15 protein-coding genes are annotated in these 16,115 nt (G+C 77.1%); 6 read left to right on the top strand and 9 right to left on the bottom strand.

Annotated features, from left to right (window positions below; translation table 11 throughout):
* Positions 1–96: 96 nt before the first annotated feature.
* From ACI8AK_RS07545 to ACI8AK_RS07530, 4 genes are all read right to left on the bottom strand, one after another.
* Positions 97–1,671, bottom strand: a complete 1,575-nt coding sequence (locus ACI8AK_RS07545) for an FMN-binding glutamate synthase family protein (RefSeq protein WP_456949628.1) — start codon at positions 1,669–1,671, stop codon at positions 97–99.
* An 85-nt stretch (positions 1,672–1,756) separates the two neighbouring features.
* Entirely contained in the window at positions 1,757–3,289 is a 1,533-nt protein-coding gene (locus ACI8AK_RS07540) for a gluconokinase (RefSeq protein WP_456955693.1), read from the bottom strand.
* A gap of 39 nt (positions 3,290–3,328) precedes the next feature.
* Complete coding sequence (locus tag ACI8AK_RS07535) at positions 3,329–3,853, bottom strand: hypothetical protein (RefSeq protein ID WP_456949626.1); 525 nt, start codon at positions 3,851–3,853, stop codon at positions 3,329–3,331.
* 52 nt (positions 3,854–3,905) lie between these two features.
* Positions 3,906–5,237 (bottom strand): MFS transporter, encoded by a 1,332-nt coding sequence (locus ACI8AK_RS07530; protein ID WP_387989872.1) that lies wholly within the window; start codon positions 5,235–5,237, stop codon positions 3,906–3,908.
* Positions 5,238–5,349: 112 nt separating this feature from the next.
* Here ACI8AK_RS07530 and ACI8AK_RS07525 point away from each other — a divergent pair, with 112 nt between their 5' ends.
* Positions 5,350–5,979, top strand: coding sequence for a TetR/AcrR family transcriptional regulator (locus tag ACI8AK_RS07525; protein WP_456955691.1), 630 nt, complete (start codon positions 5,350–5,352; stop codon positions 5,977–5,979).
* A 10-nt stretch (positions 5,980–5,989) separates the two neighbouring features.
* Here the strand turns inward: ACI8AK_RS07525 and ACI8AK_RS07520 are convergent, their stop codons facing one another.
* On the bottom strand, positions 5,990–7,402 hold the full coding sequence (locus ACI8AK_RS07520) for an MFS transporter (protein ID WP_456955689.1): 1,413 nt from the start codon (positions 7,400–7,402) through the stop codon (positions 5,990–5,992).
* A gap of 177 nt (positions 7,403–7,579) precedes the next feature.
* On the opposite strand from ACI8AK_RS07520, the gene ACI8AK_RS07515 reads away from it, so the two are divergent.
* The 3 genes from ACI8AK_RS07515 to ACI8AK_RS07505 are packed head-to-tail and all read left to right on the top strand — an operon-like array spanning position 7,580 to position 11,598.
* Positions 7,580–7,984, top strand: a complete 405-nt coding sequence (locus ACI8AK_RS07515; RefSeq protein ID WP_456949623.1) for a cupin domain-containing protein — start codon at positions 7,580–7,582, stop codon at positions 7,982–7,984.
* A 54-nt stretch (positions 7,985–8,038) separates the two neighbouring features.
* Complete coding sequence (locus ACI8AK_RS07510) at positions 8,039–10,903, top strand: FAD-binding and (Fe-S)-binding domain-containing protein (RefSeq protein WP_387989861.1); 2,865 nt, start codon at positions 8,039–8,041, stop codon at positions 10,901–10,903.
* Between the two features lie 35 nt (positions 10,904–10,938).
* Positions 10,939–11,598 carry an NADPH-dependent F420 reductase gene (locus ACI8AK_RS07505; RefSeq protein WP_387989858.1) on the top strand — a complete coding sequence of 220 codons (660 nt, stop codon included), beginning with the start codon at positions 10,939–10,941 and terminating at the stop codon, positions 11,596–11,598.
* A 2-nt stretch (positions 11,599–11,600) separates the two neighbouring features.
* On the opposite strand, the gene ACI8AK_RS07500 is transcribed toward ACI8AK_RS07505, so the two are convergent.
* Positions 11,601–12,221, bottom strand: coding sequence for an SGNH/GDSL hydrolase family protein (locus ACI8AK_RS07500; protein WP_387989855.1), 621 nt, complete (start codon positions 12,219–12,221; stop codon positions 11,601–11,603).
* A 126-nt stretch (positions 12,222–12,347) separates the two neighbouring features.
* Here ACI8AK_RS07500 and ACI8AK_RS07495 point away from each other — a divergent pair, with 126 nt between their 5' ends.
* Both ACI8AK_RS07495 and ACI8AK_RS07490 read left to right on the top strand, forming a co-directional pair.
* The gene (locus ACI8AK_RS07495) at positions 12,348–12,836 is read left to right on the top strand and encodes a cation:proton antiporter regulatory subunit (RefSeq protein WP_387989852.1); all 489 of its coding nucleotides are present in this window, start codon (positions 12,348–12,350) and stop codon (positions 12,834–12,836) included.
* 9 nt (positions 12,837–12,845) lie between these two features.
* Positions 12,846–14,027, top strand: a complete 1,182-nt coding sequence (locus tag ACI8AK_RS07490) for a cation:proton antiporter (RefSeq protein WP_456955687.1) — start codon at positions 12,846–12,848, stop codon at positions 14,025–14,027.
* A 108-nt stretch (positions 14,028–14,135) separates the two neighbouring features.
* Here the strand turns inward: ACI8AK_RS07490 and fabG are convergent, their stop codons facing one another.
* From fabG to ACI8AK_RS07475, 3 genes are all read right to left on the bottom strand, one after another.
* Entirely contained in the window at positions 14,136–14,897 is a 762-nt protein-coding gene (fabG, locus tag ACI8AK_RS07485; RefSeq protein ID WP_387989846.1) for a 3-oxoacyl-ACP reductase FabG, read from the bottom strand.
* 157 nt (positions 14,898–15,054) lie between these two features.
* Positions 15,055–15,474, bottom strand: coding sequence for a DUF350 domain-containing protein (locus ACI8AK_RS07480; RefSeq protein WP_387989843.1), 420 nt, complete (start codon positions 15,472–15,474; stop codon positions 15,055–15,057).
* Between the two features lie 90 nt (positions 15,475–15,564).
* Positions 15,565–16,011: an AAA family ATPase gene (locus ACI8AK_RS07475; protein ID WP_387989840.1), complete on the bottom strand. Its 447-nt coding sequence runs from the start codon at positions 16,009–16,011 to the stop codon at positions 15,565–15,567.
* Positions 16,012–16,115: the final 104 nt, after the last annotated feature.

Genomic DNA, 16,115 nt, shown 5'->3' with positions numbered 1-16,115 from the left:
GACGCTAGTGACGGGCCCGGACGGACCGGCGGGACCTTCGACCCCACCGGTAGCGCGTCGCCACGGGCGGCCCCTGGGTGGTGACCGCGGGTGGGCTCAGCGGGCGGCGTCCTCCGACGGCGCCGCGGACCCGCCCTGCGGGGCCTCCGCCGTCATGATCCGGACGACCTCCGCCCGGTCCGCGGCCGAGGGCAGGCCCCAGCCGGGCTCGTAGCCGTAGACCTCCGACAGCGGCCGCGACGCCGTCCGGCCGGTGAGCACCTCCACCGAGCCGGTGTCGATCAGCCCCGGGTGCTCGACGCCGCACGCCTCGGCCACCTTGAGCAGGTCCCGGCGCAGGGTGGCCACGTAGTTGGCCAGCCGCACCGACTTCAGCGCCGGGTCCAGGCCGTGCGCCAGCCACGCGTTCTGGGTGGCGACGCCGGTCGGGCAGGTGTCGGTGTGGCACTTCTGCGCCTGGATGCAGCCGATGGCGAGCATCGCCTCGCGGGCCACGTTGACCATGTCGCAGCCCAGCGCGAAGGCCACCACCGCGTTGTCGGGCAGGCCCAGCTTGCCGGCGCCGACGAAGGTGACCTGCTCGGCCAGCCCGCGGCGGGCGAAGGTGCTGTACACGCGGGCGAAGCCGAGCTGGAAGGGCAGCGACACCGAGTCGGTGAAGATCAGCGGCGCGGCGCCGGTGCCCCCCTCGCCGCCGTCGACGGTCACGAAGTCGACGCCGCGGCCGGTGTCGGCCATGAGCCGGGTCAGCTCGTCCCAGAAGGCCAGGTCGCCGACCGCGGACTTGATCCCCACCGGCAGGCCGGTCTCGGCCGCGAGCAGCTCCACCCAGTCGAGCAGGCTGTCGACGTCGGTGAACTCCGCGTGCCGGGACGGGCTGACGCAGTCCACGCCCTCGGGCACCCCGCGCGCGGCGGCGATCTCGGCGGTCACCTTGGCCGCCGGCAGCACGCCGCCCAGGCCCGGCTTGGCGCCCTGGCTGAGCTTGACCTCCAGTGCCCGGACGGGAGCGGACTCGACGAGGTCCTTCAGCCGCTGGAGGTCGAACCGGCCGGCCTCGTCGCGGCAGCCGAAGTAGGCGGTGCCGATCTGGAACACCAGCTCGCCGCCGTGCCGGTGGTGCACCGACAGCCCGCCCTCGCCGGTGTTGTGCAGACACCCGGCCAGCGCCGCGCCGCGGTTGAGCGCCTCGACCGCGGCCCCGGACAGCGAGCCGAAGCTCATCGCCGACACGTTGACCACCGACGACGGCCGGAACGCCCTGGCCCGCCCGCGCGGGCCGCCGAGCACCTTCGCCGACGGGATCGCGACGTCGGCCGCCGAGTGCGGGTGCGACGGCGGGACGGCGCGGCCGAAGGTGCGGTGGTTGATGACCGGGTAGCCGGCCGTGTACTCGAGGTCGTTGTCGGTGCCGAACCCGAAGTAGTTGTTCTCGCCCTTGGCCGAGGCGTACACCCAGCGCCGCTGGTCGCGGGTGAACGGCCGCTCCTCGTTGTTGCCGGCGACCAGGTACTGCCGCAGCTCCGGGCCGATCGACTCCAGCAGGTAGCGGGCGTGGCCGATCACCGGGAAGTTGCGCAGCAGGGTGTGCTCCCGCTGCGCCAGGTCCCGGGCGGCCACCGCCGCCAGCGCCCCGAGTCCGGCCACCGCGGCCCGCGCCGCACCCCTCATCGCACTCTCCCTCCGCGCCCCTGCGGTCTGGGCTGACATCGTGGCCCCGAACGCGGCCGTCCGCGGCCCGGCGCGGCCCGCCGTCTCAGCGCGGGGTGTCGTCGAGGGCGTCGAGGGTGCGCAGCACGTCCTCGAGCGCGCGGGTGGACCGCTCGACCAGCGGGCGGGTCCGCCGGTGGAGGTCCGCGGCGACCGGGTCGGGTCCGACCGGGTCGGAGACGCCGACCAGCGCGGTGGCGGCGTCGAGGTCGGGCAGCATGCCGAGCGCGTGCAGGCCGAGCAGGCAGGCGCCCAGGCCCGTCCCCTCCGGGGAGTCGGCGACCCGCACCGGCAGGTCCAGGGCCGCGGCCAGCGTGGCCACCCACAGCGGCGAGGCGACCGCGCCGCCGGTGGCCCGCACCTCGGTCACGGGCAGGCCGGTGGCCGAGAACGCGTCGCGGACCAGCGCCAGCTGCTGGCACACCCCCTCCACGGCGGCGCGCACCAGGTGCCCGCGCCGGTGCTCGCGGCGCAGCCCGACGTACGCCCCGCGCAGCCCGGACCGCCACCACGGCGCCCGCTCCCCCAGCAGGTAGGGCAGGCACAGCAGCCCGGCGCTGCCGGGGGGCACCGCGGCGGCCTCCTCGAGCAGCCGGGCGTCGAGGGCGTCGGCGTCCTCCCCCGTGACCCCCTCCCCATCGGCGAGCGCCTGGGCGGCCCAGCGCACCACCGAGCCGCCGTTGTTGACCGCGCCGCCGACCACCCAGTGGTCGTCGGTGAGCGCGTAGCAGAACAGCCGGTGCGCCGGGTCCACGGTCGGCGCCGGGACGACGACGCGCATCGCGCCGCTGGTGCCCAGCGACACGGCGGCGACCTCGGGGCGGACCGCGCCGATGCCGAGGTTGGCCAGCACCCCGTCGGAGGCGCCGAGGACCAGCGGCGTGTCCGCGGGCAGGCCGGCGGCCGCGGCGACCTCCGGGCGCAGGCCCTCGAGCACCGTCGTCGTGGGCAGGACCTCGCCGAGCTGCCCGGGGCGGATACCGGCCACGTCCAGCGCCTCGGCGTCCCAGGTACCGGTGCGGATGCCGTAGAGGCCGGTGGCCGAGGCGCAGGAGCGGTCGAGGACCTGCGGGCCGCCGCGCAGCGCGGAGACGACGAGTTCCTTGACCCCGCCCCAGCGCGGCACCGCGTCCAGCCGGCCGGGCTCCTCGGCGCGCATCCAGGCGAGCTTGAGCAGCGGGGACATGGGGTGCACCGGCGTCCCGGTGCGGGCGTGCAGCCCGCCGGCGCGGCCGTCGGCGCGCAGGGCCTCGGCGAAGCCCGCCGCGCGGTCGTCGGCCCAGGTGACCACGGGACCCAGCGGGCGGCCGTCGTCGTCCATGGGGACCAGGCCGTGCATGGCCGCGGACAGGCAGATCCCGACCACCCGGTCGCCGCGCTCGCGGGCGGCCCGGCTGACGGCGGCCAGCGCCTCGACGGCGGCGTCGGCGAGCCGGTGGGCGTCGAGCTCGGCGCGGCCGGGGGCGGGCACCGACAGCGGGTAGCCGACGCTCACCAGGTCGCGCACCCGCCCGTCGGTGCCGGCGGTGACCGCCTTGGTCGCCGTGGTCCCGCTGTCCAGCCCGACCACGACGTCCATGCGGGCGATCCTGCCCGCAGCCGCAGGGCGGCCGCGAGGTCAGCGCTGGATCTCCACCAGCAGCACCCAGGCGTTCAGACAGGACGCCGCGATCCCGCCGACCAGCGCCCCCACCAGCCAGTAGAGCCCGCCGCCGGCCCCGAGGACCAGCGACAGCGCCGCCGCCAGCAGCGCGCCGGCGGGCAGCAGCACCAGGCCCGCCGCGAGGACGCGGCGGGCCCGCGGGGCGTCCGCCTCCGCCGGGACCCGCACCAGCTCCGCCGCGCCGCCGGCGGCGAGCAGGACACCGGTGCCGGCGAGCTCGGCGGCGAGGGCGGGCACCGGCTGGCCGGGGACGAGGACGAACACGCCCGCGGCGAGCAGCGCCACCAGCAGCACCAGCGTGGCCGCGGCCCGGCGGGGCAGCGTCGGGAAGGCGAGGATCCGGCCGAGGTTGATGGAGACCGCGACGAACAGCAGCCCGGCCAGCGCCGCGGTGGCGCCGACGGCCGCCACCGCGAGGTCGTGCCAGGCCGCCGGGTCGTAGGCCTCGGCGCCGGCGGCGTCGGGGCGGGTGGCCTCCACGCCGCCCGATCCTGGCGCACGGGCGGCCGGGGCGGCGCCCCCGCGGCCGGGGTCAGCGGTAGGCGGACCCGCCGCGCAGCCGGGCGCCGACCGCCGTCACCAGCGGGGCGAGGACGACGCCGTCACGGGCCAGCCGCGCCCGCAGCGCCCGGCGGTGGCGCAGCACGCCGACCAGGCCGATCGCCCAGAACAGGTACTGGACGGCGAACGCGGCGCGGAAGGCGTCGAGGTCGTAGGCGGTCGAGGCGCCGGGCGTGAGGACGTCGAGCACCGCGCCGATCGCCAGGACGGTCAGCAGCGAGGCGACGAAGCCGCCGACGTTGACCACGCCGCTGGCGCTGCCCTGCCGCTCGGCCGGGTTCCAGGTGCGCGCGAAGTCGAAGCCGATCATCGAGCCGGGGCCGTTGGTGCCGAGCACGACGACCAGCAGCACGAGCAGCCACAGCGGCGCGCGGCCGGGCCACAGCAGGACGACGGTCCAGGTGGCGGCGGTGACGGCGAGGATGCCGAGGACCAGCACCGAGCGGCGCAGCGGCCAGCGCCCGCACAGCCGGCCGAGCAGCGGCCCGACCCCCATGCCGACGACGACCAGCAGCGTGAGCAGCCCGGCCGCCGTCGCCGGGGACAGCCCCTGCCCGACGACGAGGAAGGGATAGCCCCACAGCAGCGCGAAGACCGTGCCGGAGAACTGGGTGACCAGGTGGGTGTAGAGGCCGATCCGGGTGCCGGACTCCTGCCAGGTGAGCGCCAGGTTGCGGCGCACCTCGGCCAGCCCCGCCGGGGTGGCGGGCTCGACGCCGGGCGGGGCGTCGCGCAGCGTGGCGAGCACCAGGACGACGACCAGCACGCCGACCGCCGCCGCGCCGAGGAAGGTGCTGCGCCAGCCGGCCGTGTGCAGCAGCGCGACCAGCGGGTAGGCGGCGACGACCTGCCCGAGCTGGCCGAGGATGCCGGTGAGCTGGGTGACCAGCGGGACCGTGCGGCCGGGGAACCAGAAGCCGATCACCCGCAGCACGCTGATGAACGTCATCGCGTCGCCGGCGCCGACCAGCACGCGGGCCGCGACGGCGGTGGGGACGTCGGTGGCCAGCGCCAGCACCAGCTGGCCGAGGGCCATGGTGACCCCGCCCGCGACGATCAGCCGGCGCGAGCCGAAGCGGTCCAGCGCCACCCCGACCGGCACCTGCAGCCCGGCGTAGACCGCCAGCTGCAGCACCAGGAACAGCGAGACCGCGGACGCCCCGGCGGAGAACCGCTCCTGCGCCTCCACCCCGGCCACGCCGAGCGAGGCGCGGTGGAAGACGGCGACGACGTAGGCGGCGAGCGCGGTGAGCCAGACGGCGTAGGCGCGCAGCGGGGTGCGGGCGGCGGTCGCGGGCGTCACGGGGAGGACGACAGCTGCGGCGGACCGTCTGTTCCCGGATCTCCGGTGAGTCGCCTCACGGCGCGCCCGAGCGCACCCCGGACGGGGGCTGCCCGGCCCTACGATCGGCGGGGTGGCCGCCGCGCTGGTCTCCCCCGAGGACCTGACCGAGGACGACGCCAACCGCCGGGTGCGCATCCTCCTCGCGCTGGCCACCTGCATGGCCGAGAAGGGCTACCGCGCGACGACGGTCTCCGACATCGCCCGCGAGGGACGGGTGTCCAAGACCGTCGTCTACGCGCACTTCCGCGACAAGGAGCACTGCCTCCTCGAGCTCTACACCCGCGCCACCGACAAGGTGCTCGCCACCGTGCGCGCCGCGCAGGACCGGGCGGCCGCCGAGGGGCTGGCCTGGCGCGACCGGCTGCGGTCGGCCGTGCGGGCCTACCTGGAGGTGCTCGCCGCCAACCCGGAGGTGGCCTGGGCGGCGCTGGTCGAGGTGCAGGCCGCCGGCCGGCACGCGCTCACCCTGCGGCGGCAGGTCATCGACCGTTACGTGGAGCTGATCCGCGGGGTCGCCGCCGAGATGGCCGAGCGGTTTCCCGACGAGGTGCGGGCGGTGGACCGCGCGCTCGTCGTCGCCGCGGTCGGCGGGCTCAACGAGCTGATGCTCGCCCGGGTCGAGCGCGGCGAGGCCGGCTCCCTGGCCGAGGACACCGACGTCGCCACCGAGGTGCTGGTCGGGCTCGTCGCCCGCCGCTGAGCCCGCCGGGTCAGCGGCGCGCCGGCCGCAGCGCCAGGACCGCCAGCGCCCCGGCCGCGCTGACCCCGGCGCCGGCGAGCGCGGCCGCGTCCCACCCGGCGAGCAGCCCGGCCGCGGTGCCGGTGGGCGCGCCCGCGGTCACCAGCAGGACGACCAGCGTGACGCCGACGGCGGCGCCCAGGTAGCGGGCGGTGTTGTTGGCGCCGCTGCCCATGCCGGCCCGCTCCGGCGGCACGTGCGCCACCGCCTCGCGGCCGAGCGCGGCGTTGGCCGCGCCGTAGCCGACGCCGAGGACCAGCAGGCCCGGCAGCAGCGCGGCGGCCCGGTCGCCCGGGTCGAGGACGGCCAGCGCCGCCAGTCCCGCGGCCGACACCGCCAGGCCGCCGGCCAGCAGCACCCGCCCGTCGACGCCGGGCAGCCAGCGCAGCCCCACCGACGTCGCCGTCGCGACCGCGGACCACACGAGCACGAGCACCGTCGTCGCGAGCAGGCTCTCGCCCAGCGCCCGCTGCAGCACGGTGGCGAGGAAGGACATCAGCCCGACCGTGGCCGCGCCGGTGACCAGCGCGCCGACGCTCGCGGCCAGGAAGCCGCGGACGCGGAACAGGCCCAGGTCGACCATCGGCGCGCGCACCCGGGACTCGGCCAGCACGAACGCGACGGCGAGCACCGCGCCGCCGGCGAGCAGCGCGACCACGGTCCCGGTCCCGGTGCCGGTGCGGGTGGCGACCAGCCCGACGAGCAGGCAGCACACCGCGGCGACGAGCAGCACCGGCCCGGCGACGTCGACCCGCGGCCGGCGGCCGGGTGCGGCCTCCGGCAGCAGCAGCCGGGCGGCGACCGCCAGCAGCAGCGTGACGACGGCGGTGGCGACGTGCGTGGCCCGCCAGCCGGTGTCGCCGTCGAGGACCACCGCGGCCAGCCCGCCCACGCCGGTGCCCGCGCCCAGGCTGGCGCCCCACACCGCCGCCGCGCGCGCCCGCGCCGGGCCGAGCGGGAACACCTGGGCGATCAGCCCGAGCGAGCAGGCCAGGACGGCCGCGCCGCCGACGCCCTCGACCAGCCGGCCGGCGACGAAGACCCCGGTGGACCCCGCGGCGGCCGAGAGCGCGGCGCCGGCGGCCAGCAGCACGAGTCCCGCGGTGAACACCCGGCGGCGGCCGAGGTCGTCGGCGGCCGCGCCGGTGACCAGCAGCGCCGCGGCCAGCCCGACGCTCATCGCGGCCAGCAGCCACGCCTGCCCGCCCGCGCCGGTGCCCAGGTCGGCCGCGGTGGCCACGGCGGTGGCCAGCGGGGTGACGAAGGCGGCGAGGACGACGAGGGTGCTGACCGCGACGACGGCGAGCGTCCGCCGCTGCAGCGCGGCGACCGGGGCGCCGTCGGCGGCCGCGGGGACGGGACGGGACTCGACCGATCGGGACACGCGCGCCCCCAGCAGGCTCGTCGGTTGGACATTCCAACCGGGATGTGGCGACGCTAGCAGGGGTCGGTGGAGCGACGCCACCCCGTCGGGCGGCGAGGCATGGCGCGCGCGGCTGGGGGGCAAGGCTGGTCCGAGGAGCACCGTCCGGGTGCCGCGAGACAGGGAGGAGCGCCGTCCATGGCGTCCGTCATCCACTTCACCATCGCGACCGTCGCCGAGGAGAGCCCCGACTTCCGCCGGGTCCTGTGGACCGGGGAGAACACGCAGCTGGTCGTCATGACCATCCCGCCGGGCGGGGAGATCGGCGAGGAGGTCCACGAGGACATCGACCAGATTCTCACCTTCGTCAGCGGCGTCGGTGAGGCGAAGGTCGGCGGGGCCACGAAGAAGGTGGCGCAGGGCGACCTGGTCGTCGTCCCGGCCGGGACGAAGCACAACTTCCTCAACACGGGGCCGAACCCGCTGGTCCTGTACACGGTCTACGGCCCGCCGGAGCACGCCGACGGCGCGGTGCACCACACCAAGGAGGAGGCCGACGCCGCCGAGGAGTCCGGCGAGGACGAGCCGCCGACCGGGGACTGACCCTCCTCCCCCGGTGCCGTCCGCCCCCGCGGCGGCACCGGGGACACTGGTGGGGTGAGCAGCGCACTCGCCGACACCCCCTCCGACACCGCCGAGGTCACCGCCGCGCTCCGCCGGGCCGGGATCGGCGACGTCGACGACTCGGGCCTGGCCCGGGCGCTGTACTCCTCCGACGGCTCGCTGTACCGCGTGCTGCCGCGCGCCGTCGTCCGCCCGCGCGACGCCGACGAGGTCGTGGCCGCCCTCGAGGTCTGCCGGACGCTCGGCGTGCCGCTGACCATGCGCGGCGCGGGCACCTCGATCGCCGGCAACGCGGTGGGCACCGGGGTCGTCGTCGACACCAGCCGGTACCTGGACCGGGTGCACGTGGTGGACGCCGAGGCGCGCACCGCGGTGATCGACCCCGGCGTCGTCCAGGCCCGGCTGCAACTGGCCGCCCGCCCGCACGGGCTGCGCTTCGGGCCGGACCCGAGCACGGCCAACCGCTGCACCGTCGGCGGGATGATCGGCAACAACGCCTGCGGCTCCCGCGCGCTGGGCTACGGCCGGACGTCGGACAACGTCGTCGGCCTCGACGTCGTCACCGGGACCGGGCAGCGGCTGCGGCTGACCTCCGGGGCGGCCGTGGACGGCACGGGCAGCGGGGTGGTCGAGGACCTGCGCGCCCTGGTCGGCCGCGAGCTGGCCACCATCCGCACCGAGCTCGGCCGCTTCGGCCGGCAGGTGTCGGGCTACTCGCTGGAGCACCTGCTGCCCGAGCACGGCTTCGACGTCACCCGGGCGCTGGTGGGCAGCGAGGGGACGCTGGCCGTCGTCCTCGGCGCGACCGTGCGGCTGGTCGCCGACGCCCCGTACCGCGGGCTGGTGGTGCTCGGCTACCCGTCGATGGCCGAGGCCGCCGACGCCACACCGGGCCTGCTCCGGCACGGGCCGACCGCCGTCGAGGGCCTGGACGAGCGGATCGTGCAGCGGCTGCGCGACGTGCCGGCCGCCGTCGTCCCCGACCTGCCGCGCGGCGCGGGCTGGCTGATCGTCGAGGTCACCGGTGACACCGTCGCGGAGGTGGAGGCGAAGGGCGCGGGCGTCGTCGCCGACGCCGGCGCGCTGGACTCCCTGGTGGTCACCGACGTCGCGCACGCCGCGGCGATCTGGCGGATCCGCGAGGACGGCGCCGGCCTGGCCGCGCGCACCTCCGACGGCCGCCCCGCGCACGCCGGCTGGGAGGACGCCGCCGTGCCGGTGGAGTCCCTCGGCGCCTACCTGCGCGAGTTCGACGCGCTGCTGGAGCAGCACGGGCTGCAGGGCGTGCCGTACGGACACTTCGGCGACGGCTGCGTGCACGTGCGCATCGACTTCCCGTTCGGGCGCGAGCCCGACCGCGGCCGCGCCGCCTACCGCTCCTTCGTCGAGGACGCCGCCCGGCTGGTCGCCCGCTACGGCGGGTCGGTGTCGGGCGAGCACGGCGACGGCCGGGCCCGCAGCGAGCTGCTGCCGACCATGTACTCCCCCGCCGCGCTGGACCTCTTCGCGCAGGTCAAGGCGCTGTTCGACCCCGACGACGTGCTCAACCCCGGCGTGCTGGTGCGCCCGGCCCGACTGGACGACGACGTCCGGGTGGCCGCCGCGCCCCGGCTGCTCCGCACCGGCCCGCCCACCCTGGCGCTGGCCTACCGGCACGACGGCGGCGACCTGTCCAACGCGGTGCACCGCTGCACCGGCGTCGGCAAGTGCCGGGCCGACCCGTCCGGCGTCGCCGTCATGTGCCCGTCGTTCCCGGCCACCCGCGAGGAGAAGGACTCCACCCGCGGCCGCGCCCGGGTGCTGCAGGAGATGCTCGCGCCCGGCGGGCCGGTGCGGGACTGGCGCTCACCGGAGGTGCACGCCGCGCTCGACCTGTGCCTGTCGTGCAAGGGCTGCTCGCGGGACTGCCCGACCGGCGTGGACATGGCCAGCTACAAGTCCGAGGTGCTGCACCAGTCCTACCGGCGCCGCCTCCGGCCGCTGGCGCACTACACGCTGGGCAGGCTGCCCATGTGGTCCGACCTGGCCGCGCGGGCGCCGCGGCTGGTCAACGCCGTGCTGCGCAACCGGCTCGGCGGGCGGCTGGCCAGGTGGGGCGCCGGCGTGGACCAGCGGCGGTCGCTGCCGTCGTTCGCGCCGCGCACCTTCCGGCAGTCGTTCACCCCGCGGCCCGGCGGCGGCGCGCCGGTGGCGCTGTGGGTGGACTCGTTCACCGACCACTTCGCGCCGGAGGCCGCGCACGCCGCCGTCCGGGTGCTCGAGGCCGCCGGCTACTCGGTGCAGGTGCCCGGCGACGACACCTGCTGCGGGCTGACCTGGATCACCACGGGGCAGCTGGACACCGCCAAGCGCATCCTCGGCGACACGGTGCGCCGGCTCGCGCCGCTGGCCGACGCCGGCATCCCGATCGTCGGCGTGGAGCCCTCGTGCACCGCGGCGCTGCGCAGCGACGCCGTGGAGCTGCTGGACGACCCGGCCGCGGGGCGGGTCGCCGCGGCCACCCGGACGCTGGCCGAGCTGCTCACCGCCACCGAGGGGTGGGCGCCGCCGTCGCTGGCCGGCGTCGAGGTGGTCGCGCAGCCGCACTGCCACCACCACGCGGTGATGGGCTGGGCGGCCGACGAGCGGCTGCTGCGCCGGGCCGGTGCGACGGTCACCCGGCTCGGCGGCTGCTGCGGGCTGGCCGGCAACTGGGGCGTCGAGCGCGGCCACCACGAGGTGTCGGTGGCGATCGCGGAGCAGCAGCTGCTGCCCGCCGTCCGCGCGGCCGGGCCGGACGCCGTCGTGCTGGCCGACGGGTTCTCCTGCCGCACGCAGCTGGACCAGCTCGCCGACCGCCCCGGCCGGCACCTGGCCGAGCTGCTCGCCGACGCGCTGGACCGGGCACGGGAGGCGTAGGGAATGGGCCGCCGGCCGGCGCGTTGGCGGCAGGCATGACCACTCTCGGCATCATCGGCGCCGGCCACATCGGCACGGCGCTCGCGCAGGCGGCCACCGACCTCGGCCACGACGTCGTCCTCTCCAACTCGCGCGGCCCGGAGACCCTCGCCGGCCTCGTCGACGCCCTCGGGGACCGGCCCTCCCGCCGCGGCTCCGTGCGTGCCGCGACCGCCGCCGAGGCCGGCGCCGCCGGCGACCTGGTCGTCGTCACCGTGCCGCTCAAGGCCCTGCCCGACATCCCGGTGGAGCCGCTGGCCGGGAAGGTGGTCATCGACACCAACAACTACTACCCGGAGCGCGACGGGCACGTCGCCGCCCTCGACCAGGGGACCACCACCAGCTCGCAGCTGCTGCAGGACCACCTCCCCACCTCCCGGGTGGTCAAGGCGTTCAACCACATCCAGGCCGCGCAGATCACCGCGCGGCGGACGCCGAGCGGCACGCCGCACCGGCGGGCGCTCGCCGTCGCCGGGGACGACGCCTCGGCGAAGGAGGTCGTCGCCTCGCTCATCGACGAGGTCGGTTTCGACGTGCTCGACCTGGGCCCGCTGTCCGAGAGCTGGCGGATCGAGCCCGGCACCCCCGGCTACGGCCCGGACCTCGACCTCGAGGGCCTGCGCCGGGCGACCGCGGAGGCGACCCGGGCCGCGTGAGCTCAGGCGGCGCGGCGGTCCCGGCGGGCGCGGGCGGCGGCCAGCACCGTCGGGGCCAGCGCCGCCGCGATCCGCGCGTAGCCGGCCGAGGAGGGGTGGAACCGGTCGGCGGAGAACAGCGCCGGGTCGGTGCTGAACGCCCGGCCCACCTCGGCGGACACCGCCGCGACGACGGCGCCGCGCGCCTGCGCCGCCTCCGCCTGCCGCTGCTGCAGCACCGCGCAGGCGGCCTGCACGACCGGCCGGAACGCCGGCGGCACGAACGGCACGCTGGACATGTCCGGCGCCGGCACGACGACGACGTCGGTGCCCGCGGCGCGCAGCCCGTCGACGGCGGAGCCGAGCGCGGCGACCGCCTGCTCGACGGGGAGGAACCGGGCCAGGTCGTTGGCGCCGATCACCACGACGGCGAGGTCGGCGTCCAGCGGCGCGGCCCGGCGCACCTGCGCGGCGAGGTCGCGGGAGGCGGCGCCGGGCACGGCCAGCACGGACAGGTCGGTCTCGATGCCCGCGCTGCGCAGCACCTGCGCCAGCCGCGGGCCGAGGCCGTCCTCGACCCGCGCGGCACCGGTGCCGTACGCGATCGAGTCACCGAGGACGGCGAGGCGGAGACGGTCGGTCACGCCCGGTACAACGCCGGCCGGCGGGTCGCTCTGCCCGCCGCCCGGGCCGGCCGCCGGTGACCCCGGCCACCGTGCGGCCGGGGTCACCGTGCGGCCGGACCCGCGACGCTCTGCCACGATGCCCGCGTGGTGGATCTGGACGAGACCATGCTGCCCGGCGTCGGCGTGCGTTACGGGCTCACGACCCGCGCCGGCGACCGCCTGGCCGTCGTCGTCCAGCGCGAGGGCGGCGCGGAGGTGGCCGTGTTCGACCGGCGCGACCCGGACCGCGCCCGCGCCGTGTTCCGCCTCGACGCCGAGGAGACCGGCGTCCTGGCCGAGCTCCTGGGAGCGCCGCGGCTGACCCAGCGGTTCGTGGACCTCTCGCGGGAGGTGCCGGGGCTCCGGTCCGCCCGCTTCCTCGTGCACGCCGGGTCACCCTTCGACGGGCGCCCGCTCGGCGAGACCCGCGCCCGCACCCTGACCGGGTGCTCGATCGTGGCCGTGGTGCGCGAGCACGACGTCGTCCCCTCCCCCGGCCCGGCGGAGGTGCTGCACGCCGGGGACGTGCTGGTCGCCATCGGCTCCGACGCCGGGCTCACCCAGCTCGGCGCGCGGCTGGACGGCGCGGCCTAGGCCCCCGACGTGCACGGCACCGAGGCGCTGCTGGTCGAGCTGGGGCTGCTCTTCCTGGGGCTCGCGCTGCTCGGCCTGCTCGCCCGGCGCCTGGACCTCTCCCCCATCCCGTTCGTCCTCGTGGCCGCGCTCGCGGTGGGCGACGGCGGGCTCGCGCCCCTGACCACGGCCACGCCGTTCATCGAGGCCGCGGCCGAGATCGGCGTCGTGCTGCTGCTGCTCGCCCTCGGTCTCGAGTTCTCACCCGACGAGCTGTTCACCTCGCTGCGCCACCACGGCCGCTCCGGCCTGGTGGACCTGCTGCTCAACGCGCCGCCGGGCATCGTGGCCGGCCTGGCGCTCGGCCTGCCCTGGCAGGGCGCGCTCGCCCTCGGGGGCATCACCTACATCTCGTCGTCCGGCATCGTGGCCCGGCTGCTCGCCGACCTCGGCCGGCTGGCCAACCGGGAGACACCGGCCGTGCTCTCGGTCCTGGTGCTCGAGGACCTCGCCATGGCGCTGGTGCTGCCCCTGCTGGCCGTGGCGCTGGCCGGGGGCGGCCCGGCCGCGGCCGCCGGCGGACTCGCCCTGGCCGCCGGGACCGTGGTCCTCGTCCTGGCCGCCGCCCGGCGCCACGGCCGGCACCTGGGGCGGTTGCTCACCTCCCCGGACGACGAGCAGGTGCTCCTGCGGCTGGTCGGGTTGACCCTGCTGGTCGCCGGCGCGGCGCAGGCGCTGGGCGTCTCGGCCGCGGTCGGCGCCTTCCTGGTCGGGCTGGCCCTGCCCGCACCCTTCGCCGAACGGGTGCGGCGGATCCTCACCCCGCTGCGCGACCTGTTCGCGGCCACCTTCTTCGTCGCCTTCGGGCTGGGCACCGACCCCGCCGACGTCCTCCCGGTCCTGCCGGCGGCGCTGCTCCTCGCCGTCGTGACCGCGGCGACCAAGGTGGGAACGGGCTGGTACGCCGCCCGCCGGGACGGTGTCGCCGCTCCGGGCCGCTGGCGAGCGGGGACGGCGTTGATCGCCCGCGGCGAGTTCTCCGTGGTCATCGCCGGCCTGGCCGTGGCGGCCGGACTGACCGAGCTGGGTCCCCTGACCACCGCGTACGTGCTGGTGCTCGCCGTCGCTGGTCCCGTGGTGACCCGGCTGGCCGAGCCCCGGACCGCGCTCCCCGGCACGGCCCGCCCCGGGCCCGCGGCGCCGGCCGCGTGAGCGCCGGCGCCGCGGGCCCGGGCGGGACACGGCCGCCGCTCGACGACGCGACGGGGCCCGGCCGGGATCGCTCCCGGCCGGGCCCCGTGGGTCCGTGCGTGGTGGCCGTCAGGCCTTCGGGCCACCCGCGGCGTACACGACCTGACCCGAGACAAAGCCGGCGCCCTCGCTGACGAAGAACGACACCAGGTGCGCGATGTCCTCGGGCTGGCCGACGCGGGCCACCGGGATCTGCGAGGCGGCGCCCTTGATGAAGTCGTCGAAGGGGATGCCCATGCGCTCGGCGGTGGCCATCGTCATCTCGGTCTGGATGAAGCCCGGGGCGATCGCGTTGGCGGTGACGCCGAACTTGCCCAGCTCGATGGCGAGGGTCTTGGTGAAGCCCTGCAGGCCCGCCTTCGCCGTCGAGTAGTTCGCCTGGCCGCGGTTGCCCAGCGCCGAGGTGCTCGACAGGTTCACGATCCGGCCCCACTTGGCCTCGACCATGTGCTTCTGGCAGGCCCGGCTCATGAGGAAGGCGCCGCGCAGGTGCACGTTCATGACCAGGTCCCAGTCGACCTCGGTCATCTTGAACAGCATGTTGTCGCGGATGACGCCCGCGTTGTTGACCAGGACGACGGGCGGGCCGAGCTCGGCGGCGATCCGGTCGACGGCGGCCTGCACCTGCTCGGCGTCGCTGACGTCGGCGCCCACGCCGAGCGCGCGCCCGCCGGCGGACTCGATCGCCTGCACGGTGTCCTTGGTGTTCGCCTCGTCGAGGTCGAGCACGGCGACGGCGAAGCCGTCGGCGGCCAGGCGCTTCGCCGTCGCGGCGCCGATGCCGCGCGCGGCGCCGGTCACGATGGCGACGCGGGGGGTGGCCTCGCTCATGGCAGTTCCTCTCGTTGGTGGCGGCGTCGTCGCCGGCCGGTCCGGGTGGGGGGCTCGGGCCGGGTCGACCCCGCGCCGGCCCCCGGGCTGCGCCGGACAGGTTACGGCGGGCTCCCGGAGCGCCCGGAGACGCCCCCGTACCGGTGCGCGGCGGCCGTCAGGGCCAGATCGAGGCGACGATGATCGCGGCGACCGAGAGCTGGGTCGCGGCCATCACCATGCTCGCGGGGTGGAAGCCGGTCTCGGTGACGAGCTGGCCCATCTTCCCCGGCGTGAGCAGGTCGAGGACGAGGAACGCGACAGCCTGCAGCACCACGCCGAGCAGGCCGAAGACCACGGTCCAGAGCAGCGCCTCCCCGAACCCGGACGTCGCGTTGGTCCAGATCGCGGCGAAGATGACCGCGCCCTGGGCGAGGAACCCGGCGGACAGGACGACCGCGGCACTCACCGACCGGTCCTCGTAGATGCGCCGGCCCAGGTGGCCGGGCGTCAGCAGGTCGAGGACGAGGAAGCCGAGGGCCAGCAGCACGAGGCCGACGGCGGTGTAGGCGACGGCGTAACCGATGCTGGCCAGCACGGGACGGGTACCTCCGGGGGGACGGGAGCGGACGGGCCTGCCAGTTCCTACCGCACCGGCTCCCCCGGCCGCACGCGACGGTCCGGCCGGTCAGTCCCCCGGGTGCGCGACGTCACCCCGCACGACGTCACCCCGCGCGGCGTCACCCCGCACGACGTCGACCCGGTCGAAGCCCTCGGCCGCGGTGGGCGGGGCGAACCGCGCGCGGGCGGCGTGCACGCCGACCAGCGGCACCGGCGACTCGCGGGCCGCGTTGCGGGCCAGGCACTCCTCGAGCGGGGTGTCCACCCAGACCGCGCGCACCGGCACGCCGGCCGCGCGGGCCGCGGCGACCAGCGGCGCGCGCTCCTCCGGCGAGGGGCTGGTGTTGTCCACGACGACGCTGCGCCCGGCCGCCAGCAGCCCGGCGACGAGCCGCTGCTGCCGGGTCTCCCGCCGCCGGGCGCGGGGCCAGTGGTCCTTGCTCACCACCTCGTGCGTCGCGGCGAGGGTCCGCTGCACCCAGGTCGACTTGCCCGCTCCCTGCAGGCCGACCATCACCACCAGCTCGGGTGAGCTGCCGGAACGGCCTCCCTGCAGGGGCCCGCTGGGAGCCTCGACCGGCCTCCCTGCAGGGTCCCGCCGCGAGCCTGCGAGTGGCG

It is taken from the genome of Geodermatophilus sp. SYSU D00867 (assembly GCF_054050315.1).
Note: the sequence above shows the minus strand (reverse complement) of the source record. Positions and strands in the feature narration are given on the sequence as shown.

Bases quoted from the DNA above. Each gene is read 5' to 3' on its own strand.
- ACI8AK_RS07545 (WP_456949628.1), bottom strand. From the start codon at position 1,671: ATGAGGGGTGCGGCGCGGGCCGCGGTGGCCGGACTCGGGGCGCTGGCG.
- ACI8AK_RS07540 (WP_456955693.1), bottom strand. From the start codon at position 3,289: ATGGACGTCGTGGTCGGGCTGGACAGCGGGACCACGGCGACCAAGGCG.
- ACI8AK_RS07515 (WP_456949623.1), top strand. From the start codon at position 7,580: ATGGCGTCCGTCATCCACTTCACCATCGCGACCGTCGCCGAGGAGAGC.
- ACI8AK_RS07505 (WP_387989858.1), top strand. From the start codon at position 10,939: ATGACCACTCTCGGCATCATCGGCGCCGGCCACATCGGCACGGCGCTC.
- fabG (WP_387989846.1), bottom strand. From the start codon at position 14,897: ATGAGCGAGGCCACCCCCCGCGTCGCCATCGTGACCGGCGCCGCGCGC.
- ACI8AK_RS07475 (WP_387989840.1), bottom strand. From the start codon at position 16,011: ATGGTCGGCCTGCAGGGAGCGGGCAAGTCGACCTGGGTGCAGCGGACC.